We start from the raw sequence: 23,670 nt of genomic DNA, 5'->3' as shown, positions 1-23,670 counted from the left end.
CTAACGTTCCATCGTTTTAGAGTTGTCAATGTCTTGAGTAGTAGTTTGATTAGGCACTTTAGTTTCAATAGATTGATTACCACCAGCATCAGAATTCTGTAACTCTTCTTTCAATCCCTTAGCTGCTTCTTTAACTTCAAGCTTTGCCTTTGGATGAAGATCTTCTGGGCCTTTTCCTTTAGTATCCAAACCTTGTTGTAGATTAGTGCTTTTCATTTTATTATGCTGCTCGTGCTCAGGTAGGTCAACGACCGAATTGAAAAGAATTTTTATTATATTTTTTAGCAGTTCTAAAAAACCTCCGCTTCTGCCTTCTCTTTGTTCTTGAGGTTTATTTTTCTCATTAGGTTCTTTTTTACTATTACTTTTAGGCATTTTTAACTCAACTATCATAACGCTTAATAAAATTCTACGTGCAAATTGTTAAATAACAGTTAACAATCTAGGATTTATTATTTACAGATGGATATTATTTTAGCAACAGGTGGCACAGGTGGGCATATCTTTCCGGCCATAGCTTTAGCAAAAGCACTAAAGACACAAGGATACAATTGCATATTATTCACTGATAAAAAAACAAATAAAAATACCGACATAGAAAGCTACACCTTACCATTACGTAGACCAAGCAGCAACAAATTTAAGTTTTTCCTTTTCTTGATATACAGCTCTATGTTAGCACTGTATCAAGTAAGAAAATTAAAACCAAAATCGGTCATTGGTTTTGGTAGCTATGCTTCTTTTCCAACTCTTCTTGCAGCAAGAGTTCTTTCTATACCTATAATTTTACATGAACAAAACACAGTTTTAGGGAGAGTAAATAGATTCTTTTTCAAGAGTGCAAAATTAATTGCAACCAGCTTTCCGGAGACTAAATATGCAGAGGGCAATAAATGTATTTTTACAGGAAATTTTGTTGATATAAAAGCACAGAGCCATTCTAGCACTGAGAAAATCCTAAATATATTGGTCATAGCAGGCAGCCAAGGTGCAAATTTTTTTGATGATGTAGTAAGCAGCGTAATTTGTGATTTACCTATTAAAATGAAAAAGAAAATTAGAGTGACGCAGCAATGTACGAAGAAAAATGTAAACAAGGTCAAAAGTCTATACAAAAGTGAAAAGATCGATTGTGAATTGAGTGAATTTTTTGATGATATGGAGAATAGACTGGCCAATGCTCACTTGGTAATTAGCAGAGCAGGAGCAACTTCAATAGCAGAGATCACTCTTGCTAGGCGTTCTGCTATATATATTCCTTACCCTTACTCAAAAGATAATCACCAATTTTATAACGCAAAATATATTGAAGACTCGAGAGCAGCTATAATAGTTAAGCAGAATAGTGAAGCAAAAAAAAATCTAACAGAGGTACTATTTGATCTATTAAATAATTCTCAAAAATTGCGTGATATGACCAATAGTACAGAAAAAACAGGGATAAAGAATGGGACTACTGAGTTTGTTAAGGTGATTGTTCACAGGTTTAGTTGATGGCTGCTTGCTTTTTCTTCAAACACGTCCCAAAGATCCTTTTCTAGCGATATATTATACAATTTATTGATATAAACTACTCCCGTGGGTGAAGTTGTGTTAATTTCGAGCAGGAAGTCATCTATAATATCAATACCAACAAATATTAGCCCTCTTTTCTTTAATTCAGGACCAATTTTGTTACATATTTCATTGTTTCTATCGTTCATTTGAGCGGGCTCAAAACTTGCTCCAAGTCGCATGTTTGTTCTGATCTCTCCACTGATTTTTGGAATTCGTTTCATTACACCAATTGGTTGGCCATAAAGTAGCAATATTCTTTTATCTTTATCTATGTTTTTACAAAATGATTGTGCAATCACAGGGCATTCGTATTTTGCTATCATGAGATCCACTACTACTTGAATACTATTCTCATCTTGTATTCTTATCACATCGTTTCCTCCATAACTATACAATGGCTTCAGAATAATATCTTGATAGTTGTAGTAGAAATCTCTAATCATTGATATATTTTCAGTAATCAAAGTTGGCGGAATTAGTTCTGGAAATAATGAAGTTATCAATTTTTCAGGACAATTTCTTATTTCTGTTGGATTGTTAATTACCAATGCGCTAGTTTTTTCTAAGATATATGTTGTTGTAATGTAACGCATATCAAAAGGTGGATCCTGTCTGATAAATATGATGTTCATTTCATTCAAGTTGATAGCTACATCTTTTTTGGAGATAAAACTAAAATCATCAACGCTGACTTTCTGAGCAAAAGCAATTGGATAGTTTAGCTTTAGTGCTAAATTATCAGGAGTATAAACAAAAATTTCATACCCCCTCCTTTGTGCTTCTTTTATTAGCGCAAATGTAGTATCAGTTTCAAAATTTATATTTTCATCCATCTGAAAGGCAATTTTCATTTATGTTCTCTACCTATTGTCACAACTGTACAAATGTTATAATTTGAAAGCGATTTTTGCCTAATGGCGTAACTTACTGTACCTGTATCGTACATAACTTACAACTTGTTTTACTCCCTTTACTTTTCTTGCAATTGCTATTACAGCTTTTAATTCCGCTTTATTTTGGGCTATACCCATCAAATAAACAACTCTATCAACCGTATTAACGCTATAATTAATTGATTTAATATTTCTTTTCCCCAGAAGTCTTGTTCTTATTTCCGCTGTTATCATGCCATCTACAGTAGTGTCTAGCATGGAAGCCATTTGAATTGGTATTACTCTTATTTCATTTATCACTTCTTTAATTTCTTTTTGCTGCCAAGCTATTTTTTCTGCTGTAAGTTGTTTTTCAGGAGTGTCAACACTTCCAATGAGCAATACTCTTCCTTCACTTACTTTAACCTTTATGGATGAAAATAGCCCATGTTTTAAGAGCCCCTTATTAATTCTGATGACCATAGTCGTATCATCAATGATATTTCCCAAGGATTTGTCCTGCATTGTTATTGCTGTAGCCACCACACCACCTATTATAAGGGTTGTGCAACCACTTTGTGTAATCAAAAAAATTGCGAGTAAGAAGCTTGTTATTAATCTCATTATTGATTTTCAGGGTTTAGAGCTTTCATTAAGAAATGTTAATAAGCTTTTTTGATTGTGTAAATACCATAAATTAAGTAAGACTTTAAACCTTGAATATTTTTAATGGAATACCTATAATAGGGTACTGAAAATTTCTTGCGGATATGGCGGAATTGGTAGACGTGCCAGGTTTAGGTCCTGGTGAGCTTGCTCGTGGGGGTTCAAGTCCCTCTATCCGCACTTTAAAGTCATGTAACTTAGGTTTTAAGGGAAAATTTATAATCACTAAATACACTTTTGTTTGTGTAAAAACCTGTTCTTAAGGATTGTGTTTAACTTAAATTCTGGTAAAATGACTCTATTAAGATATGAATTAAAATGTTAATAAATGAATTATGATGTCTAATAATATACCTCAAAATACAGTCGAAGTAAGTAGCGTATATACCTACAAAGAGCTTAGTATAGATAAACTAAAGTATGAGTATGAAATCACAGTTGGTAGTGATTATATAAAACAAAAGGTAAATTCCAGGTTGCAAGAGATAGCAGAAAATGCAAAATCACCTGGATTTAGGGCTGGAAAGATGCCCTATGACCTTGTTGTTGCAAATTATAAAAACGAGGCTTTGGAATATGTGATAAATAATACAATTGATTATTGCTCAAGTGATTTGATGAAAAAAATTGAAGTCAAGTCTCACATTTATCCTAAGGTTGATGTTATATCATTACCAGATCTGGGCAAAGAAAATGAGGAGGGCAATTTTGTATACAAGCTATCTTTTGAGTCGATGCCTGAAGTACCGATGATAGATCTTGACAAAATAAACTTAAAGAAAATTGAAGCAAAGATTGAAGAGGAAGATATAAAAGAATTTATTGATTCTATCAAAACAAAGTTCCCCAATTTTGCCTCTGTTGATGATGCTTCTTATCAAGCGAAAGATGGGGATAAATTGATAATTGATTTTGAAGGGCGGATTAGGAATAAGCTCTTTCAAGGTGGAAGTAGCAAAGATTTTGCCGTTAATTTAGGGTCTGGCACATTTATTAATGGTTTTGAAGATCAATTAACTGGTATGAAAAAGGGAGAAACAAAGAACTTTAAGTTGAAATTTCCTGAAAATTACCAAGCCATTTCCCTTGCAGGACAGGAAGCTGATTTTTCTGTGCGAGTTAATGAGATTCAAATTGCCAAAGATTTTGAAAATGATGATGAAATAGCTAAGAGTATTGGGTTTAAAGATTATTCTTTGCTAATAAATCATGCAAAAAAAATGATTGGTGATCAGTGCACCGAAATGAGAAATCTCTTAATTAAAAAGGAGCTGTTTGATTATTTGGATGCTAATTATAGTTTTGATTTACCCACAGACATAGTAAAACAGGAGCAACAAAGAATGGAAGGAGAATTGGGTGCTCAAAATGATTCTCGTAAAGAAGCTGAAAAACGTGTAAAGCTTGCTATGTTATTTATGAAATTTAGTGCAGAACATAAAATATCATTAACTCAAAATGATGTTTTGAGTGTTATTGTAAATCAATATGTCAGTAAAGATGTGCAATTTGACAGAGTACTTAAGCATTTTGAATCAAATAAACAATTTCAAGAATTAGTTAGAGGGCAAGCGCTTGAGTATAAAGTGACAGATTATATAATAGAAAAAGTTAGTAAAGAAGAGCAGATTGTTTCTGTGAAAGAATTAAAGGAATTATTTGATAATATTTAATAGGAAAAGGTATGACTCTTATACCAATTGTAGTTGAACAAACTAGTCGCGGTGAGCGCGCTTATGACATATATTCAAGACTAGTGAAAGAAAGAATAATTTTTGTAACAGGTCCTATTGAAGACAATATGGCCAGTGTAATAGTAGCACAGCTTTTATTTTTAGAATCGGAAAATCCCGATAAAGACATTTGTATGTACATCAACTCACCAGGTGGTGTTGTAACTGCTGGTTTGTCGATCTACGATACAATGCAGTATATAAACCCAGACGTTTCAACTTTATGTATAGGTCAAGCTGCGTCTATGGGTTCTTTATTGCTTGCAGCTGGTACAAAAGGTAAGCGCTACTCTCTACCTCATTCAAGAATTATGATACATCAGCCATCTGGTGGTTATCATGGTCAAGCAACTGATATAGAAATACATGCTAATGAAATTTTGCGGGTTAAGAAAAAACTAAATCAAATTTATGAAAAACATACTGGAAATTCACTGAAGAAAATTGAAGGAATGATGGAAAGAGATAAATTCATGGATCCTGAAGAAGCAAGGAAAATTGGCTTAATTGACAGGGTGATAGCTGAGCGTACAGATATTGAAATTGAAAATATTAAAGTTAAACAAAAGGTGGGTTAATGGATAACAATAATGATTTACACTACTGTTCTTTTTGCAACAAGGCGCAAGATGAAGTAGATAAATTGATTACTAACTCTTCGGATGGTTTAAAGGTGTTTATTTGTAATGAGTGCATAGAATTATCCCATAAAGCAATAAGTCAAAAGAAAGATAGATCTTTTAATTCAGATCGTATATCTGATATGAAGCTATTACTAAAGAAACCTGAGGATATAAAAAACTTTCTCAGCAAGCATGTTGTAGGTCAAGAACACGCGCAACACGTTTTATCTGTAGCTATGTATAACCATTGTCAATCCATGGTACAATTTCATGCTATAAGTGATATTGAAATCGAGAAGTCAAATATAATGCTTATTGGTCCCACTGGTTCTGGTAAGACTTTGCTAGCCAAAACACTTGCTAAAGTTTCAGATGTGCCATTTGCTATGGCTGATGCGACAACTTTAACTGAGGCAGGTTATGTGGGTGATGATGTAGAAAGCGTGTTGTCGCGTTTATTACAAGCTGCAAATTATGACGTTGTAAAAGCACAGCGTGGTATAGTGTTTATAGATGAAATAGACAAGATTACAAGAAAATCTGAAAGCACTTCAATAACCCGTGACGTTTCAGGTGAAGGGGTCCAGCAAGCTCTGCTTAAGATTATGGAGGGTACAGTTGCTTATGTTCCGCCACAAGGAGGGCGAAAACACCCACAACAAGAGTTTATACAAGTGGATACTAGTAACATACTGTTTATTTGTGGAGGAGCTTTTGAAGGCCTCGATAAAATTATTGAAGCGAGAAAAAAGGGAACGTCAGTTGGCTTTGGAGCAGATATAAGTCAGTCTAAAGAGCAAAAGAAAAAGAATGCTTTACATGATGTTCAACCTGAAGATTTAATCAAATTCGGTTTAATACCCGAATTTGTAGGGCGGGTTCCAATAACTGCTGTTTTAGATGAGCTGGATCATGAAGATTTAATACATGTGTTGACAGAGCCAAGGAATGCACTAATAAAACAGTACAAAGCATTGCTTGCGTTTAGCAAAGTAAACCTTGAGTTTTCAGATGAAGCAATATCAGCTATTGCTAAAAAGGCTATAAGCTACAAAACAGGTGCAAGAATGTTACGTGCTATCTTGGAGTCACTTTTGCTTGACATTATGTATACATCTGGAAACGGAGGCTTTGAAGGTAGCACTATAGTAATCACTAAGAAAATGGTAGAATTAGGAAAAGCAACGGTTAATCATAATAACAATGGCAATGTTATAACGGTTAATGATTAATTTGAGGCATATATTATGAACATTGAACGTGCTGTAAGCTCTAGTTTTACTGCATTGCCAGTATTACCTTTAAGAGATGTAGTAATTTTTCCAAATATAATGGTGCCTTTATTCATAGGCAGAGAAAAATCTGTTAATGCACTAGAGTATGCAATAAGTAGTAGTAATCACCAAAATGAGATTTTTCTTGTAGCACAGAAAGATGGCTCTGTTGATAATCCAGAGCCTGAAGATCTTTATGAAGTAGGTGTGTTAGCAAGCATTGTACAACCGTTAATAAAATTACCTGACAATGCAGTAAAAGTTATAATCCGGGGGATAAGAAGGGGAAGAGTTGTAGAATATATTAGCTCTCATACTTTATTACAAGCCAGGGTAGAGTTAGACAATTATTATAAAGAAGATGAAGACAATATTGATTTAGAAGCTTTAAGGCGGTCTGTTGTAGACGCGTTCGATAGCTGGTGTAAGCTAAACAAGAAAAATCAACCCGAGGTTGCCATTAACTCCATTGATCAAATCAAAGAAGTTGATCAACTTGTAGACACGGTAGCTTCACATTTAAATATAAAAGTATCAGATAAACAAAGTATACTTGAGGCTTATGACCCAGAAGAGCGTTTAAAAAAAGCTTTTACTTTTATTGAGAGAGAAATGAGTATTTTGAACGCACAAAACCGTTTATATAAGACAATTAAATCGCAAGTTGAAAGCACTCAGAAAGTTTACTACCTTAACGAGCAATTGAAAGCTATACAGAAAGAATTAGGCGAATTTGAGAATGGTGATGAAGGGAATATACTCAATGAATTTGAAAAAAAGATAAATGAAACAAAGCTTTCTCAGGAAGCAAGAGAGAAAGCTATAACTGATTTGAAGAGATACAAGAAAATGAATCCCATTTCTCCTGAAGCTACAGTTATATCTAGTTACTTGCATTGGTTGCTTGAGTTGCCATGGGGAAAGTACAAAGATGCAAAAATTAACTTAAATGCAGCTAAGAAAATCTTAGATGAAAATCATTATGGCATAGAGAAAGTAAAAGATAGAATAATAGAATTTTTAGCGGTATTAAAAAGAGTAAAAGAGATAAAAGGTCCTATACTTTGCTTAGTTGGACCGCCAGGTGTTGGTAAAACTTCTTTAGCTAAGTCTATGGCAAGAGCAGTAGGAAGAGATTTTGTTCGCATAGCTCTTGGTGGTGTGCGTGATGAGTCTGAGATACGAGGGCATAGGAAAACTTATATTGGCTCAATGCCTGGTAAAATCATTCAACACATGAAAAAAGCTAATTCATGCAACCCGCTTTTTCTGCTTGATGAAATAGATAAGATGGGTTCTGATTCGCGTGGCGATCCTGCGTCTGCATTACTTGAGGTTTTAGATACTGAGCACAATAAACACTTTACGGATCATTACTTGGAAGTTGAGTTTGATCTTTCAAGTGTAATGTTTGTAGCTACGGCAAACAGCTTAAATTTACCACATCCTTTGCGTGATAGGATGGAAATTATACAATTGTCCGGGTATACTGAAGATGAAAAAATCAGTATTGCTACACACCACCTTATTCCGAAGTTAAAGAAGGAGCATGGTTTGTATCAGAAGGAATGGGACATAACTAATGAGGCGTTATACGAGTTGATACGTTTATATACACGTGAAAGTGGTGTGCGGAGTATGGAAAGGGAGCTTGCAAAGCTCATGAGAAAGGCAGTTAAAGAAATATTGACTGATAAAAATAAGAAAATATCCGTAGGGGTTGACAATTTACAAGATTATTTAGGGGTACGTAAATATACCTTTGGCATTGCGGAAAATGAGAGTTTAGTAGGAATAGTAACTGGGCTCGCCTATACTGAAACAGGTGGTGATATTTTGATGATAGAATCAGTCCTAATTCCGGGCAATGGAGAAATAAAATACACAGGAAAGCTTGGAGAGGTTATGCAAGAATCTATAAAAGCTGCGTATAGTTATATTCGATCAAATTGTTTGTTTTTTGGTATAAAGCCCGAAAAATTCCAAAATAATGATATACATTTGCATGTACCTGAGGGTGCTGTACCAAAAGATGGCCCTTCTGCTGGCGGCGCGGTATGTACGTCTATTGTTTCTCTTATGACAAATATACCAGTTAACAAAAATGTTGCTATGACAGGCGAAGTGACATTGCGTGGTAGAGTTTTAGCTATCGGGGGCTTGAGAGAAAAATTGCTTGCAGCGCTCAGAGGATCAATCAAAACTGTGATTATACCAAGTGAAAATGAGAAAGATATGCAAGAAATTCCGGCAAGCATCAAAGAGGGGATCAACGTAGTTTTTGCTAAGAATATTGATGAAGTTATGAAAGTTGCTTTAATGCACCCTACTACTCCAATTAATGGTGATGATAATCAAAATAGTGTGCCTTCCTCTATAGAAAGTAAAGATGATACTTTTCCTATGTCGGAAACATTGAAGCATTAGATTAAAAAAATATTATCAATCTCCATTTCTCTTTTATCCGGCAAAAATCCACCAACTTGTGCATCCCATAAGGATATGACTTGCTTTGTTGTTATGTCATTCATATTTTTTACTTATTCTATCTCCCAGTTTAATTCAAGTAGATGATATATTATAATAGTCCTTTTCATGGAAACCTTTTCTGGTAGATTGCTTTCTAGAAAAACCTTGGTCAAGGTGCTAACTGTGGTTTATAATAATATAAATCATATCATAGTTGATTTGCGTTTATCAGAGCTGGAGTAGAGGTATGTTTTATCTTACAAATTTTTTGCCTATTTTACTGTTCCTATTTCTTTTTGTAGGAAGTGGTATATATTTTACTATTCTTGGCGTGTCAAATGCTTTTTATCAGTTATCTCCACTGGTATCCATTGTTCCTGCCATAGCTCTGGGTTGGGTTTTATACAAGGGCAATACTGAAGAAAAAATGTATGCCTTTCTAGATGGGGTAAGAGATCGTAATATTATCACTATGTGTATCATTTTCTTACTTGCAGGTGCATTCAGTGAAGTAACTAAAGCAATCGGTAGTGCTGATGCCACAGTTAATTTGGCTCTTTCATTTATACCAACACAATTTTTACTCATAGGATTATTTTTTGTAGCAGCTTTCATCTCCACTGCTATTGGTACATCAATGGGCACCATTGCAACAATTGCTCCTATTGCAGTTGAACTGACACAAGCTGGGATTTCTCCTTCCTTAGGAGTTGCAACCGTTGTAGGAGGAGCAATGTTTGGCGACAATTTATCTATTATCTCTGATACTACAATTGCATCTGTGATGTCTCAAAAGGCTGATATAAAGAAAAAATTAAAACTGAATGCAAAAGTGGCACTAATTGCTTCTATATTCACAATAATTATATTATTTTATAGCTCAAGCAATAGTGCTGCTATTTCAGTTAAGGAGTATTCTTTATTGCTTGTGACTCCTTACATAATACTTATATTGCTTGCAAACTTTGGAATAAATGTATTTACGGCATTGGTTTTAAGCATAACTTTTGCTGGAATCATTGGATTTATAAATAACAACAATCATGGTTTATTGTTTTTAAGCCAAAACATCACCAAAGGGTTTATGAGTATGCATGAAATTATGCTACTGTCATTGATGGTTGGCGGGCTTTCAGGACTGGTAGGTAAAAATTCTAAGGAGCTTGCAGATAAACTTTCATCTTGGGTTATGATACAACGTGGTGGACAAAAAACTGCGCAATTATTTATTGCAAAAATAGTCAGCATATTTGATATTTTACTTGCAAATAACACCATCGCTATAATTTTTAGTGGTGAAATTGCTAGAGATATTGCTAAGAAATATGAAATACCGCCTCACTATAGTGCAGCATGGCTAGGCATATTTTCTTGTGTATTTCAAGGATTAATACCGTATGGCGCTCAATTGCTTTTGGCTAGCACTATTGCTGGAGTTTCACCTTTGGCAGTCGTGCCACACGTATACTATTGCTATGTTTTAGGTATTATTGCAGTGTTATATATTGTATTGAACAAAATTGAGAAAAAAGATTGTGCTTAATATACAAGACAACGCTCCGCTCTGTAGAAAATGGATGTTCTTGGCAGTATGTGCTCTTGCTTGCTCTGGGTTACTGTCAATAATTGTTATTTTTCTACGATTGCCTTTTATCTCCTCTCTTGTTCCTTCTGCACAATATATTTTTGATAATGCGCTGGTAATACACGTGAACTTGTCAATTTTAGTGTGGATGTGCTCTATAATATCTCTGCTCTTTATCATAAACCTACAAAATACCAATAGTTGGTTTAACTTTTCATGGGTTCTATCAACCCTTTCGATGCTGCTCATGTTTATATCCGCATTCGTTCCAAACACTGAAGTTATCAAAAGTAACTATATTCCCGTATTACAAAACAAATTATTTTTACTTGGACTCAGTTTATTTATTGCCAGTATATTAGTAAATACAATGCTAGCATACACATCAAAAAAAGAGGTTTCATTTCTCTCTGTTGGGCAAATTGGGCTAGTTATTATACTTGTATCGTCATTTCTTTGCTTTGTTTTAGCATATAATAATATGCCTCCAGGTCTATATCACTCAGATAATAATTTATTTTACGAATATCTCTTTTGGGGAGGCGGACATTTATTGCAGTTTGCTTTTACTCAAGGAATGTTTTTAGTCTATTTAATAATGCTAAGTTCCAATGATATTAGTTTAGCTTCAAACAATAAAATTACTATTTTACCACTATTTATAAACACGATTTTAGCTGTAGGCGCACCGTTTGTATATTTTGTTTATCCAGTTGATAGTGCCAAGTTAATACAGTTTTTTACTTGGCATATGAGGATTGCTGGAGCAGTTTTGCCGTGCTTTTTGATAATATTAGTGTGCTACAACATCAGAACTTTTATTAATGATAAAAGCAACTATTTATTACATTCATTTTTGTTGTTCACTTATGGAGATGTGCTCGGAGTGTTGACTATTGAAGGTAATGTCACGATTCCTGCTCATTATCACGGTTCTGTAGTTGGTATCACTATAGCTTTTATGAATTTTGTCTACTGGATGTTACCTAAATTAAACTTTAAAGAGATAAAAAGTTCCATGGTAAGATTACAGATTTATGCCTACAGTATAGGGCATTTTCTCCATATCACTGGCCTTGTGTGGCTTGGTGGATATGGTGCTTTAAGGAAGGTTGCAGATCTGCCAAGTATTTCGTCAATGTTAGCACGCACGTGCTTCATTATAGGTGGCGCTATATCAGTTGTTGGTGGAATGTTGTTCGTAATAATTGTGCTTTTACATCTGTTAAAAGGCAAAGCGCGTACCAACTGACCCATAGAAACAAAAAAAACTTCCTTGACAAACTCCGCCAGCCCCCTTATCATGAAACTGAAGCTATTTATTTATCTTCTCTGTACAGATTAAATGACAAAAAAACTCACGTATCTGGCGTCCCATGTTTAATTTTTTGCACTATGTGCACCTTATGTCTTTATAAAATTTCTAGGTTTTTACCTAATATAAGCTGAAATGCGCTTATAAAGCATTTAAAACATCAAAAAACGCCGATTTAAAAAATGGATAGTGAATAACTAGCTACCCTAGGGTTTCTTTTGCCTTTTTTTCTGTTTAGTAAATTTCTTAATGTTTATAATTTAGATTAGTTGCGGCTTAAAAGCAACTAAATCGCGGTTATTAAGCGTTTAGAATAAAAAAACGCCATACTTGAAAGTATAATGTAAGTAATTAGCCAACCACGGGGCTTCTTTTGCCTTTTTTTTCATTTGGTAAATTTTTTAATATTTATACGGAAGGTAGCGCGTGACGCTGGAACCCCAAAAAAAGGATGATGTCATCCCAGTGCTCCTTTTTTTGTCATCCGAGTAGCTGACACTGTCCTCCTTTGTCATCCCAGTGCCCAGACACTGGGATCCAGCATTTCACGCAATCCCATCAAGAACGTTGTATTTTACATAACACTTTTATGCTTACCAACTTAATAAAATTCCTGGATCCCAGTGGGCTTTGTTGCATCGCTCTTCGGATAGTAGGTAACGCACAATAAATTTATGAAGCTATCTCAAATTTAGCCATACCAATATCAGTGAACTTATTGAGCAAATAGCATTTAACAAGTAGTTCCTTCTCTCTATTTGTCTCAGATTTATTCCTAAAACTAAACCCGAATGTTTGTTTCAGTCGCGAGAAAAAACTTTCTATATAAGATCTTTTTCCATAACTCATCTCTTTTTTCCACTTCTTTATACTATCTTCATCATATGACTTTATGAGCTTGACTGCAGAATTTCTCTCAGCCATATAGTCTAACTTTGGATGCTCTGCTGCGTTGTTTTTCGGAGGAATTTTCGTTTTTATACCATATTGATTACACAGCTTATAGAGCTTTTCTCTGTCATATGCCCTATCTGCATATAGTACTTTTATGACATACTGAAAATCGACTTCTTTTAGCAAATCACAAGCTCCATAGTGATCAGAGTAGACACCGTTACTGTATTTTACAGCTATGGCTTTTTTGCTGTTTGTATTCAACATTACATGCAATTTTCTTGTCTGTTCATAGCTGCGATACTTTCTATCTTCGCTATTTTCTTTGCTATGACCAGGAGTGTTGTTGTATATACTAATTCCTGTACTGTCTATAGCAATTTCGATATCTTCCATATTATTTTTATCAATTCTGCAATCATTGATCTTAATATTGAGTTTCTTAAACCTTCTTGATGATTGTGAATAGCTGATAACTTGCAAATTTTTCCCAATTTGCTCAAGGTATCCTGCTATAAACCCAACTGTTTGCCTCAGGCCTATTCTAAATAAACAAGTTATTATGTGCACCAAAATTACAACTTTATCGCTATAAATATTGTTGCCACCTGGTATTTTTGGACCATTCTCGTACCACTTTTCTATGGCTTCGTTGATATAATGAAAAATATTTCCTCTTTTTTCTAGAAATTTGTTATATTCGCTATGGTTACTGACCCTCATTTTTTGTGGCATATTTTTTCTTTCAAGGTTAAATGGCTATTTTATAATGAATTTTGTCAGTAGCCACCAGATTTTTTCAGTTGCTATGCAACAAAGCCATCCCAGTGTCAGCTACTCGGATGACAAAAAAAGGAGCACTGGGATGACAGGAGAGGGAGGCTACTTGGATGACATCATAGGGGCACTGGGATGACACCATTCTTTTTCCTGGATCCAAATAGTCAAGGCACTGGAATGACAAAAAAAGGAGGCACTGGAATGACAAAGTGGAGTGTCTGCTTCTGTCATCCTATGATAGCTAAAAAGACCTGGTCACGCGCTGGAATGACACCGAAGGGGCTACTGCCCTCTTGGATGGAGACCAGTGTCAGCTACTTAGATGATACCTTTTTTCTACTTAGTTTAGGTTATGCAGAAGTCTAATACAATTATAGAACAAGCTTAAAAATTCTGGTAAAGTAGTTTTATTTACAAAGAAAGAATATGCTACTTGAAATTGAAAAGCGCAGCATAACAAATGCATTGTGGAAGTTGCAAGAAGCAGATCAAAGGCAAATCTTAACTCTTACACAGAGATTTGAGTTACCAGAAATATTAGCAAGAATATTGGTTACTCGTGGTGTTAACATAGAAAATGCAAGCGACTTCTTATATCCACTAATCAGATCGCTATTACCAGATCCCTTTCACCTTCTTGATATGGATAAAGCTGTTTCTCGTATAATACGGGCAATAAAAAATGATGAAAACCTTGCAATATTTGGTGACTATGATGTTGATGGTGCAACGTCGTCAGCATTGATTAACAGGTACCTGAGAGCAATCGATATACACTCTATAATCTACATTCCAGATCGTGTTGATGAGGGTTATGGATTAAACACAGATGCTTTATTACAACTTAAAAAGAATGGAATTGATTTATGTATTTCCGTTGATTGTGGTACGCTTGCATATCAACCAATAGAAGATGCAAAGGCTTTTGGTCTTGATATTATAGTTGTTGACCATCACCTTGGTACGGAAAAATTACCAAGCGCCGTAGCAGTTGTGAATCCAAACCGCCTTGATGAGAGCTCTCCTTATAATAACCTAGCAGCAGTTGGAGTGTCATTTCTGCTAATTGTTGCTCTTAATAAAAGCCTACGTGAGCAAGGATTTTTTACCAACAAAAAAGAACCAGATTTATTTGATCTGTTGGATTTGGTTGCCCTGGGAACTGTCTGTGATGTTATGCAGATCACAGGCCTCAATAGAGCACTTGTCTCACAAGGATTAAAAGTTATGTCAACAAGAAAAAACGTTGGCTTGCGTGTTTTATTTGATGCTTTGGGAATCCTTGAAAAACCAAGTGTTTCTCGATTAGGGTTTAGTATTGGGCCATGCATAAATGCTGGAGGAAGAATTGGAGAAGCATCGCTTGGTGCAAGGTTGCTTTCCACCGATGATGATGAAGAGGCACATTCAATCGCGCTAAAATTAATAGATTTGAATAATGCAAGAAAAGTGTTAGAAAATGAGGCTCTCTTGGAAGCTACAGCACAAGCGGAAAAGTCTGCCCAATCAGGTGCGAATTTTATAATGACAAGTGGCAATTGGCACCAGGGAATAATTGGTATAATTGCATCAAGGCTAAAGGAGCAGTTTCACTTGCCAACAGTAGTGATATCTTTAAATAATGGAATAGGAAAAGCAAGCTGTAGATCAATTTTGGGAGTTGATATCGGTGCTGCAGTCCTTTCCGCAAAGTTTATAAATTTGATTATTGAAGGTGGTGGCCATAGTATGGCGGCAGGATTTTCAATTAAAGAAGACAAAATAAATGATTTGCATGATTTTTTTACTGAAAGATTTTCAAACTCTATAAATGAGAAAACTTTAAAAGCTGATAGTATAGTAACTGCTAAAGCAATAAACTTATCTCTGTGGAACCAACTGCAACGCTTGGGACCATTTGGAGTTGGAAATCCTGAACCAAGGTTTATTATCCAAGGAGCAAAGATAAGAAAGCCTGAAGTTATAGGAGTTGACCATATAAAATGTTTTATTGCTGATGATAATGTTATGGTAAGAGCTATTGCATTTCGTTCTGCAAATACTCATCTTGGCTCTGCTATCATGCAGGGTAATGTTAAAGCTATTTTGGGTAAAATCTCTATGAATTACTGGAATGGCAATGAATTTGTACAATTTTTAATAGAAGATGTATTGACCATTAGTTGAGTGTATCTGTTCAGCAGAGTGGCAAAATAGGTAGACAAGATAAACCAAAAAATCGAGAAAAAGTGAGTTTACAACAACTGGTGTCATGAAATTATCTGACACTGATTTCCATCCAAGAGGGTGTCATCCCAGTGCGTGACACTGGGATGACACCCTACTTAACCGTCATACCGCGATTCATTCGCGGTATCTCTTAGCCGCTAACAAGTAGCGGGATGACGAGCTTATCGTCACGCCGCCACGAACCGTCATACCGCCGCGGCGCTAACAAGAGATCCCGCTAACAAGCAGCGGGATGACGGTTGTCGTTTAGCCATAAACATTAAAAAATTTACCAAATGAAAAAAAAGGCAAAAGAAACCCTAGTCATTGTCTATTTTCAGTATTGGCGTTTTTAAGTCTTAAACACTGCAATTTAGCTGCTTTTGAATGCAACTAACCTACGCTGCAAATGTTTAAGAAATTTACTAAGCAGAAAAAAAGGCAAAAGAAACCCCGTGTTAGCTAGTTGTCACTCTCTAATCCTGCAAATTGGCGTACTATACTGTCTTAAACGACTTATAAGCGCGTTTCAGCTTATATAGGTAAAAACCCAGAAATGTTGTGAAGACATAAGGTGCACATAGTGCAAAAAATTAAAAATAAGACGCCAACTACGTTGTTTTCTTGCTGTTTAATCTGCACAGATGAAGATAACTGAATACCTTCAATACCATGATAAGGGGGCTGGCGGAGTTTGTCAAGCAAGTTTTTCGTTTCTATATGCGCTACCTTAAGACTTCAACGTCTTAACGCACCTAACTCCATCTGCATATAAATTTGCATGGCTCTTTCCAGTATTAAGCAATGCAAATCCAATGTTGTCTACACTAGAGCGCAGTTCCCCTATTTCCTCATTGTTTTCATTTGTCACTTTAGTGCCAATATCTGGAAGTGCGTTATCCCCCTCAACAAGGTAAAGTTTTCTTCTGAATATTTCTTGTCTGCTCATTCGATTTACAACTTCCTGACCTATATAACACCCCTTATTAAAGCTTATACCGTTTACTTTATCGATTAAAAATTGCAGCGGAAACGATGAATTCTGCACCATATCTTTCGCTCCATCTGGAACGAGATTTTGAATTCTGACTTTTTCATACTGAGTAAAATCCCCAACCGGCTCTTTTATTTCATCTTTATGTATGATCCTCATTCCTAGCAGCTTGTGCCTTGGATCTTGAAAAATAACTTGTGACTTACCACTACACTCCGCCAACTTAGTATTAAACAAAACTCCAACCTTATATAGTGCGCTAACGTCTTTAATCTTCACTCTCAAGTAAGTTTTAAGCAAATCCAGTTTCTCGATTATTTGCTGCAAGTGCATGTTTTCGCACTCTAAGAGGGTGTATTTACCATATTCAATAAGAAAAAAATCATATAGATATTTTCCCTGAGGGCTAAGCAATAAAGAGTAAATGGCTTTTTGGCTATCCAACTTATTAATATCATTGGTTATAATACCCTGCAGAAAATCTCTAGTGTCAGGCCCATATAGCACTATCACACCACGACTTAAAAATGGTATATAACTCATGAAATCTCTACAAATAAATCTAAATTTTATTATATAACATTAGGCTCTTTTAGAAACTGCTTTTGGCGTGCATATTTTATAATGGCGTGCATATTTTACAAGCTCCAGCCCTTGAAATCTAACTTACGAGTATATATATATAAACTCATAAGTTAATTTGTTGATGAGGAAAAACAAATGTCAAGTATAAGTTTAAATGTATTAGATGATAGCGTGCTGATCAAGCCTATTAGCGAAGAAAAGCAAGGTGGAATTGTGCTTCCATCAAGTGCTGAAAAGAAACCTACTAAAGGTGAAGTTATAGCAATTGGTGAAGGTTCACGCAATTCAAGTGGCGAACGCGTAACTTTAACTGTGAAAGCTGGTGATAAAGTGTTCTATCGCCAATGGGCTGGTACAGAAATAGAACATAATAATGAGAAGCTTATCGTGATGAAAGAGTCCGATATACTTGCTGTCATTAAGTAGCAGTCTTTATTTTACTAAACTAAAACAAAGCACGACATAGTGCATTGTAAGTAATTTTATTATAGTTTTCTAAATTTTTTATTAACAAGAGGTGATAAAAATGACTAATGTAGTAGTATCAGGTGAGCAGTTGCAAGAAGCCTTTCGTGAAGTTGCAGCAATAGTGGATTCAACGGTAGCAATAACTGCAGGACCTAGAGGAAAAACAGTAGGGATTAATAAGCCCTATGGAGCACCAGAAATTACAAAAGATGGTTATAAGGTGATGAAGGGTATCAAGCCTGAAAAACCATTAAACGCTGCGATAGCAAGCATCTTTGCACAAAGTTGTTCTCAATGTAACGATAAAGTTGGTGATGGTACAACAACGTGCTCAATACTAACTAGCAACATGATAATGGAAGCTTCAAAATCAATTGCTGCTGGAAACGATCGTGTTGGTATTAAAAACGGAATACAGAAGGCAAAAGATGTAATATTAAAGGAAATTGCGTCAATGTCTCGTACAATTTCTCTAGAGAAAATAGACGAAGTGGCACAAGTTGCAATAATCTCTGCAAATGGTGATAAGGATATAGGTAACAGTATCGCTGATTCCGTGAAAAAAGTTGGAAAAGAGGGTGTAATAACTGTTGAAGAGAGTAAAGGTTCAAAAGAGTTAGAAGTTGAGCTGACTACTGGCATGCAATTTGATCGCGGTTATCTCTCTCCGTATTTTATTACAAATAATGAAAAAATGATCGTGGAGCTTGATAATCCTTATCTATTAATTACAGAGAAAAAATTAAATATTATTCAACCTTTACTTCCTATTCTTGAAGCTATTGTTAAATCTGGTAAACCTTTGGTTATTATTGCAGAGGATATCGAAGGTGAAGCATTAAGCACTTTAGTTATCAATAAATTGCGTGGTGGTTTAAAAGTTGCTGCAGTAAAAGCTCCAGGTTTTGGTGACAGAAGAAAGGAGATGCTCGAAGACATAGCAACTTTAACTGGTGCTAAGTACGTCATAAAAGATGAACTTGGAATCAAGATGGAAGATCTCACGCTTGATGATCTTGGTACGGCTAAAAATGTTAAAATTACTAAAGATAATACCACAGTTGTCAGCGAAAATAGCGATTCTGACAGTGTGAAAGCTAGAATCGAGCAGATTAAATCTCAAATTGAAACTTCAACTTCTGATTATGATAAAGAAAAGCTAAGAGAACGTTTAGCGAAATTATCAGGTGGCGTTGCTGTGCTCAAAGTTGGTGGAGCAACTGAAGTGGAAGTTAAAGAACGTAGAGATAGAGTCGAAGATGCGCTGCATGCAACAAGAGCTGCAATTGAAGAAGGTATAGTTCCAGGTGGTGGGGTTGCGCTTCTTTATGCTTCATCTGTTCTCGACAAATTAAAAGGTGCAAGTGACGAGGAACAAATAGGCATAAACATTATCAAGAAAGTTCTCAGTGCTCCAATTAGAAGGTTAGTCAAAAATGCTGGTCTTGAATCTGCTGTTATAATTGACTATTTGATTAAGCAGAATGATAAAGAGCTTATATACAACGTTGAGGCTATGAATTATGCTAATGCGTTTACAGCTGGTGTGATTGATCCAGCAAAAGTGGTGCGTATTGCTTTTGAAACAGCGGTATCTGTTGCGAGTGTGCTGATAACTACTGAATCTATGATAGTTGATGTACCAAGCAAAGAAAATGCTTCATCTCCTATGGGTGCAGGAGAAATGAGTGGCATGGGTGGATTCTAAGTAGAATGAAACCGTGGAGCAATTGCTCCACGGTAGTTCCAAAAAATCTCACATTTTACTATTCGTTAAAGGTAATACGTTTGGTGCAGAAATGCACTACTGTTTGCATCCGTTTCACTCCTTTATATTGTGGTTGTCTAATAACAAAAAGGCAGCATAAGAAAACTATAACCCCTAGTATATTTATACTATAGCTGACCCAAGCAACACGTCATACCGCGATTCATTCCACAACTGTACGAACATTACAATATGGCACATAGTAAACAATGTCATGAAAGTAGCTGACACTGGAATGACACCCTTTTGGATGGAAACCAGTGTCACGCACTGGCATGACACCCATTTGTTCCTATAGTTGTCTTTTCTCGTCTACCTTATTTTGCCACTCTGCTGAACAGATACAATTTACAACCACCCCCCTACCCTTTTTAGTTGTTCAGCAAATATAGAGAGGTTAAAGGGAGTGGTATTACTTAAACAACTAAATAAAAAACCAGGTAGATCATTCTGAAATTCTTGCATTTTTGTCCATAATTTTGTTAAATAACTTCCCTTTTGGTCATATCGAACCAAATTTCTTTTTCACGCCACCTTTTAAGCCACTTTCGTTAGTTTTTGTCATAATGCGATCAAACACTCCCAATAACCTCTTTAATAGGTTTGGAGTTAGCGAAGAGATAAGATCAACAGATACGTTATTGTTTTTGTCATCACCACTTGCTTTATAGTCTATTGAAACGATTCCCCTACTTTTCCCACCAGTAAGAAGTTTTCCAATTATAGGAATTTTTAACAAAGATTTATTAATTGAATATGCTGGTATTACTTGTCCTGCAACCTGGAATTTATAATCTTTAATATCGAGCTTACCACCAGTGCTAATACCTAACTCCGCCCCTTCAAGCCAAGATTCTTCAATTTCAATAGTGCCATCTTTGTATGAAAAAGGTGCATTACATTTGTAAAAGTATACACCTTCATTTTTTATGGCATTTACAATGCCAGGCAATGAAGACATCGACAATAAAGTAGTAAGTAGTGGAGCATCTTTGATGTAGAAATTGCTAATGGATAACGTACCATAATGTTCTCCACTTTCTCTCTGAGGAGAGAGATAAAAAGACAATTTGCCGTTTTTAATTGATTTACTAATGCCTAAGGAACGCGAAAGTATACCTGCATTATCCGCATATATTTCGAGCCCTATTCCACTGTATTCCGCTAGTATGTTGCTGCTATCTTCTAGAAACTGTCCTGTAAATTGACTTCCATTGCAATTACCTTTAGTACAGGTTACATTCAGCTTAGCATTTTTGATAACGATGCCTTCTTTCATCATTACATTGTCAACATTCATACTAATCTCTATATCTTTGTTTAATCCATTACTGTTTTTACCAAGCAAGCCTAAAATATCACTTAAGTTAATTTCCTCACCATGAACAGTTATAACATTTCTCTCCTTACCTGATTCAATTTCTATACTAAAATCATTATCAGGCAATTTAAAGCTACTAGAATTTAAATATAAATTTCCATTTTCTACTCTTCCGCTGAATTTTATATCTAGGTCATCTCCTATAACATCTAATCTGTCTATTAACAATTCATCGGCACCTTTTAATTTTACAGAGAACAAAACTTTATTGTGATCTTCAAAACGATTTTTCCACCCAAAATAACTTGAACGTGATTCAAGCTCTGATAAATCCATATTACCATTAACATGTCCAGTCTTATCTTGATTTATCACCGATTCTATATTTGCATTAACATAGCCACCTATATTTTCATCAAAATTAAGTATTTGAGCGGGTAAATCTCCGGTCAAATTCCAGGCGAAGCTTTTATTCCTATTGCTACTTTTCAGGTCAAATAATAGCTGTGTGTTATTCACCATACCACTACCATTTAAATCTATAAAGTCACTGCCAAAACTAAGCTTAATATCATATTTACCAAGACTTGCATTATAGACGGCCAAATTGTCAATTTCAGAATGAAAATTTGCTGAGAAGTCTACTTTTTTGTCATCAGCATTTAGATTAAAAATGCGAAAATTAAATATAGATTTTGCCATTCCACTGACTTTATCCCTTTCAACCTTCACCACATCATCCAGCTTAAATCTTATAGGCTCATATAAACCATACGCATCACTTACAGCTTGGCCATTAATGGTTAGAACTGAATTTTCCTTATTGAGAGATTTCATTTCAATATCACCACCATTAATAGTGAAATTCTGAAACTTAGCACTATTTACAGTAATTTTAAGATTGTTATTCTTGATGATCAAATCACCCTTTAATTCCTTTACTTGCTCAAAATCTTCATCAAATTTTACGCTACCGTTTTCTATATCAGCAACAATTACAATGTCTGACAGATCGTCATCAACCAAATTGTTAATTTTGCCATTGAAACTTACAATGGTATTTAAAACATCCCCATCAATATTATCACAATACCAGCTTTTAAATTTATTATTCACTACACCATCTGGTACATAAGTACATAAATCTTTTGCAGCAAACTTACTAATATTAATTCTAAGCAAAGCATGACTTGTACTAAAGTTCATTTTGCCTATTAAAGAGAGATACGTGTCATTTAACTTAAAATGGAAGTTTTTTACACTAATAATTCCATTACTATATGTTAAATTTATATTTACATTAGTTAAGGCCAAATTTTTGTTCAAATAATTTTCTGTATTTAATACGTATATATTTCCATCTACAATTTCATCCTTTTTATTAATTTTCACTGAGAAGCTTCCTTTGAATCCTATATTTTTGTCCAAATTGTAGCTTTTAACTAATGTAGAAAACTTGCTCAATAGTCCCAATTTTAGATCATAAAATGTCCCGTACACATTTAGCAAATTGTTGCGATTTTTTATCGTAATTGATAAATCATCCAAAAATCCCTTTCCATCTTTTGTATTCACATGAATATCTAAAACATTAAAATCTTCCCCCTTCCCTATATATAATTTATCAATAAAAAATTCATCTTCTGTGCTTTTATCAATAGCGATGTTAGTAAATTCAATTTTTGAATCCGCACTTAAGTCAAAAAAAAATTCCCTTATTGTTTTTACTGAGTTTTGCAGATTAAAATTTACTGCTTTAAAGTCAGCTTCTTTCTGATTGATACATACATGCACATTATCAGCTGAAACCTGAGAGAGATTTGTGCTAGCTTTAAATAAGGAACTTAACTTAAAATGTACAAAAAGCTCAGGAACTTTTATAGTAAAATTAGGGTTTGCTATTGCCAAATCTGTAATGACTAAATACGGATCTTTGCTACCTTTCTGCCAAACAACTGAGGTATTCTCCATATTAACGCTTGAGCCAACAAATATTTTTGATATTTTATGTTTAACATAAAAATTAATATAATTAATATTGATTTCTAAAGGCTTTAAAAAAATAAAGAAGCACAATATGAACAATAAAACTACGGAAAATAATATAGTAATTTTTTTAAGCATCGATTATTGCTTTTCTCGCTAAACTATCAGCCTCCTCATTATACTTATCGCCACTGTGTGCTTTAACCCACTTCCAATCAATTTCGTGTTGTGAAGCAACGTTGTCTAGCTCTTTCCACAATTCCATATTTTTTACTGATTTTTTATTACTTGTTTTCCAGCCATTCATTTTCCACTTATTTATCCATTCTGTTATGCCATGCTTAACATAAAGACTATCCGTATATAAATTAATATTACAAGAAAATTTCAATACTTTCAGCCCATTGATCACCGCTGTTAACTCCATTTTATTGTTTGTGGTATTTTCTTCTCTACCATAAATGTCTTTTCTGTAATCTTGAAATAATATGATAGCTGCCCATCCTCCCGCTCCAGGATTACCAGAACACGCCCCATCCGTATATATTGTCACTTCTTTTTTACTCATCTTT

20 protein-coding genes and 1 tRNA gene are annotated in these 23,670 nt (G+C 34.8%); 13 read left to right on the top strand and 8 right to left on the bottom strand.

What is annotated here, in order from left to right; genetic code table 11:
- A complete protein-coding gene (locus tag ABWU48_RS02650; protein WP_006279962.1) occupies positions 1 to 393 on the bottom strand; it encodes a hypothetical protein in 393 nt (130 codons plus the stop codon).
- A 69-nt stretch (positions 394 to 462) separates the two neighbouring features.
- Between ABWU48_RS02650 and murG the strand changes: the two genes are divergently transcribed.
- Positions 463 to 1,494, top strand: coding sequence for an undecaprenyldiphospho-muramoylpentapeptide beta-N-acetylglucosaminyltransferase (gene murG / locus ABWU48_RS02645; protein WP_007549072.1), 1,032 nt, complete (start codon positions 463 to 465; stop codon positions 1,492 to 1,494).
- Here the strand turns inward: murG and gshB are convergent.
- The gene (gene gshB / locus ABWU48_RS02640; RefSeq protein ID WP_038198626.1) at positions 1,479 to 2,408 is read right to left on the bottom strand and encodes a glutathione synthase; all 930 of its coding nucleotides are present in this window, start codon (positions 2,406 to 2,408) and stop codon (positions 1,479 to 1,481) included. The two genes, murG and gshB, sit on opposite strands and share 16 nt — an antisense overlap.
- A 60-nt stretch (positions 2,409 to 2,468) precedes the next feature.
- Complete coding sequence (locus tag ABWU48_RS02635) at positions 2,469 to 3,053, bottom strand: BON domain-containing protein (protein ID WP_209472974.1); 585 nt, start codon at positions 3,051 to 3,053, stop codon at positions 2,469 to 2,471.
- Positions 3,054 to 3,193: 140 nt separating this feature from the next.
- On the opposite strand from ABWU48_RS02635, the gene ABWU48_RS02630 reads away from it, so the two are divergent.
- From ABWU48_RS02630 to ABWU48_RS02600, 7 genes are all read left to right on the top strand, one after another.
- Positions 3,194 to 3,275 (top strand) — tRNA-Leu (locus ABWU48_RS02630).
- A gap of 158 nt (positions 3,276 to 3,433) precedes the next feature.
- Positions 3,434 to 4,768, top strand: coding sequence for a trigger factor (gene tig / locus ABWU48_RS02625; protein WP_155968869.1), 1,335 nt, complete (start codon positions 3,434 to 3,436; stop codon positions 4,766 to 4,768).
- An 11-nt stretch (positions 4,769 to 4,779) separates the two neighbouring features.
- On the top strand, positions 4,780 to 5,406 hold the full coding sequence (clpP, locus tag ABWU48_RS02620; RefSeq protein ID WP_006280254.1) for an ATP-dependent Clp endopeptidase proteolytic subunit ClpP: 627 nt from the start codon (positions 4,780 to 4,782) through the stop codon (positions 5,404 to 5,406).
- A complete protein-coding gene (gene clpX / locus ABWU48_RS02615; RefSeq protein ID WP_006279985.1) occupies positions 5,406 to 6,683 on the top strand; it encodes an ATP-dependent Clp protease ATP-binding subunit ClpX in 1,278 nt (425 codons plus the stop codon). The genes clpP and clpX overlap by 1 nt, the downstream gene beginning before the upstream one ends.
- Before the next feature lie 15 nt (positions 6,684 to 6,698).
- Positions 6,699 to 9,152: an endopeptidase La gene (lon, locus tag ABWU48_RS02610; protein WP_353288486.1), complete on the top strand. Its 2,454-nt coding sequence runs from the start codon at positions 6,699 to 6,701 to the stop codon at positions 9,150 to 9,152.
- Positions 9,153 to 9,441: 289 nt separating this feature from the next.
- Positions 9,442 to 10,737 carry a Na+/H+ antiporter NhaC family protein gene (locus ABWU48_RS02605; protein ID WP_353288485.1) on the top strand — a complete coding sequence of 432 codons (1,296 nt, stop codon included), beginning with the start codon at positions 9,442 to 9,444 and terminating at the stop codon, positions 10,735 to 10,737.
- Between the two features lie 34 nt (positions 10,738 to 10,771).
- Positions 10,772 to 12,031: a cbb3-type cytochrome c oxidase subunit I gene (locus ABWU48_RS02600; RefSeq protein WP_010962509.1), complete on the top strand. Its 1,260-nt coding sequence runs from the start codon at positions 10,772 to 10,774 to the stop codon at positions 12,029 to 12,031.
- 735 nt (positions 12,032 to 12,766) lie between these two features.
- Here the strand turns inward: ABWU48_RS02600 and ABWU48_RS02595 are convergent.
- Complete coding sequence (locus ABWU48_RS02595; protein WP_209472359.1) at positions 12,767 to 13,723, bottom strand: IS5 family transposase; 957 nt, start codon at positions 13,721 to 13,723, stop codon at positions 12,767 to 12,769.
- A gap of 34 nt (positions 13,724 to 13,757) precedes the next feature.
- Here ABWU48_RS02595 and ABWU48_RS02590 point away from each other — a divergent pair, with 34 nt between their 5' ends.
- From ABWU48_RS02590 to recJ, 3 genes are read left to right on the top strand one after another with little or no spacing between them, the layout of a single operon-like run.
- A complete protein-coding gene (locus tag ABWU48_RS02590; RefSeq protein WP_353288484.1) occupies positions 13,758 to 13,904 on the top strand; it encodes a hypothetical protein in 147 nt (48 codons plus the stop codon).
- Entirely contained in the window at positions 13,901 to 14,134 is a 234-nt protein-coding gene (locus tag ABWU48_RS02585) for a hypothetical protein (protein ID WP_353288483.1), read from the top strand. Before ABWU48_RS02590 ends, ABWU48_RS02585 begins: the two co-directional genes overlap by 4 nt.
- A 60-nt stretch (positions 14,135 to 14,194) precedes the next feature.
- Positions 14,195 to 15,934 carry a single-stranded-DNA-specific exonuclease RecJ gene (recJ, locus tag ABWU48_RS02580; RefSeq protein WP_264706129.1) on the top strand — a complete coding sequence of 580 codons (1,740 nt, stop codon included), beginning with the start codon at positions 14,195 to 14,197 and terminating at the stop codon, positions 15,932 to 15,934.
- A gap of 772 nt (positions 15,935 to 16,706) precedes the next feature.
- On the opposite strand, the gene ABWU48_RS02575 is transcribed toward recJ, so the two are convergent.
- Positions 16,707 to 17,513 (bottom strand): YgfZ/GcvT domain-containing protein, encoded by an 807-nt coding sequence (locus ABWU48_RS02575; protein WP_015589111.1) that lies wholly within the window; start codon positions 17,511 to 17,513, stop codon positions 16,707 to 16,709.
- A gap of 186 nt (positions 17,514 to 17,699) precedes the next feature.
- Between ABWU48_RS02575 and ABWU48_RS02570 the strand changes: the two genes are divergently transcribed.
- Both ABWU48_RS02570 and groL read left to right on the top strand, forming a co-directional pair.
- Positions 17,700 to 17,981, top strand: a complete 282-nt coding sequence (locus ABWU48_RS02570; protein WP_173862895.1) for a co-chaperone GroES — start codon at positions 17,700 to 17,702, stop codon at positions 17,979 to 17,981.
- A gap of 100 nt (positions 17,982 to 18,081) precedes the next feature.
- Positions 18,082 to 19,731, top strand: a complete 1,650-nt coding sequence (groL, locus tag ABWU48_RS02565; protein ID WP_010962503.1) for a chaperonin GroEL — start codon at positions 18,082 to 18,084, stop codon at positions 19,729 to 19,731.
- Positions 19,732 to 19,954: 223 nt separating this feature from the next.
- On the opposite strand, the gene ABWU48_RS02560 is transcribed toward groL, so the two are convergent.
- From ABWU48_RS02560 to rnhA, 3 genes are all read right to left on the bottom strand, one after another.
- On the bottom strand, positions 19,955 to 20,077 hold the full coding sequence (locus tag ABWU48_RS02560; RefSeq protein WP_255703183.1) for a hypothetical protein: 123 nt from the start codon (positions 20,075 to 20,077) through the stop codon (positions 19,955 to 19,957).
- 216 nt (positions 20,078 to 20,293) lie between these two features.
- On the bottom strand, positions 20,294 to 23,236 hold the full coding sequence (locus ABWU48_RS02555) for an AsmA-like C-terminal domain-containing protein (protein ID WP_353288482.1): 2,943 nt from the start codon (positions 23,234 to 23,236) through the stop codon (positions 20,294 to 20,296).
- Positions 23,229 to 23,666, bottom strand: coding sequence for a ribonuclease HI (gene rnhA / locus ABWU48_RS02550; RefSeq protein ID WP_151807582.1), 438 nt, complete (start codon positions 23,664 to 23,666; stop codon positions 23,229 to 23,231). Before rnhA ends, ABWU48_RS02555 begins: the two co-directional genes overlap by 8 nt.
- Between the last annotated feature and the right edge of the window lie 4 nt (positions 23,667 to 23,670).

Source organism: Wolbachia endosymbiont (group A) of Tromatobia lineatoria, assembly GCF_964028565.1.
Lineage (GTDB): Bacteria > Pseudomonadota > Alphaproteobacteria > Rickettsiales > Anaplasmataceae > Wolbachia > Wolbachia pipientis.
Note: the sequence above shows the minus strand (reverse complement) of the source record. Positions and strands in the feature narration are given on the sequence as shown.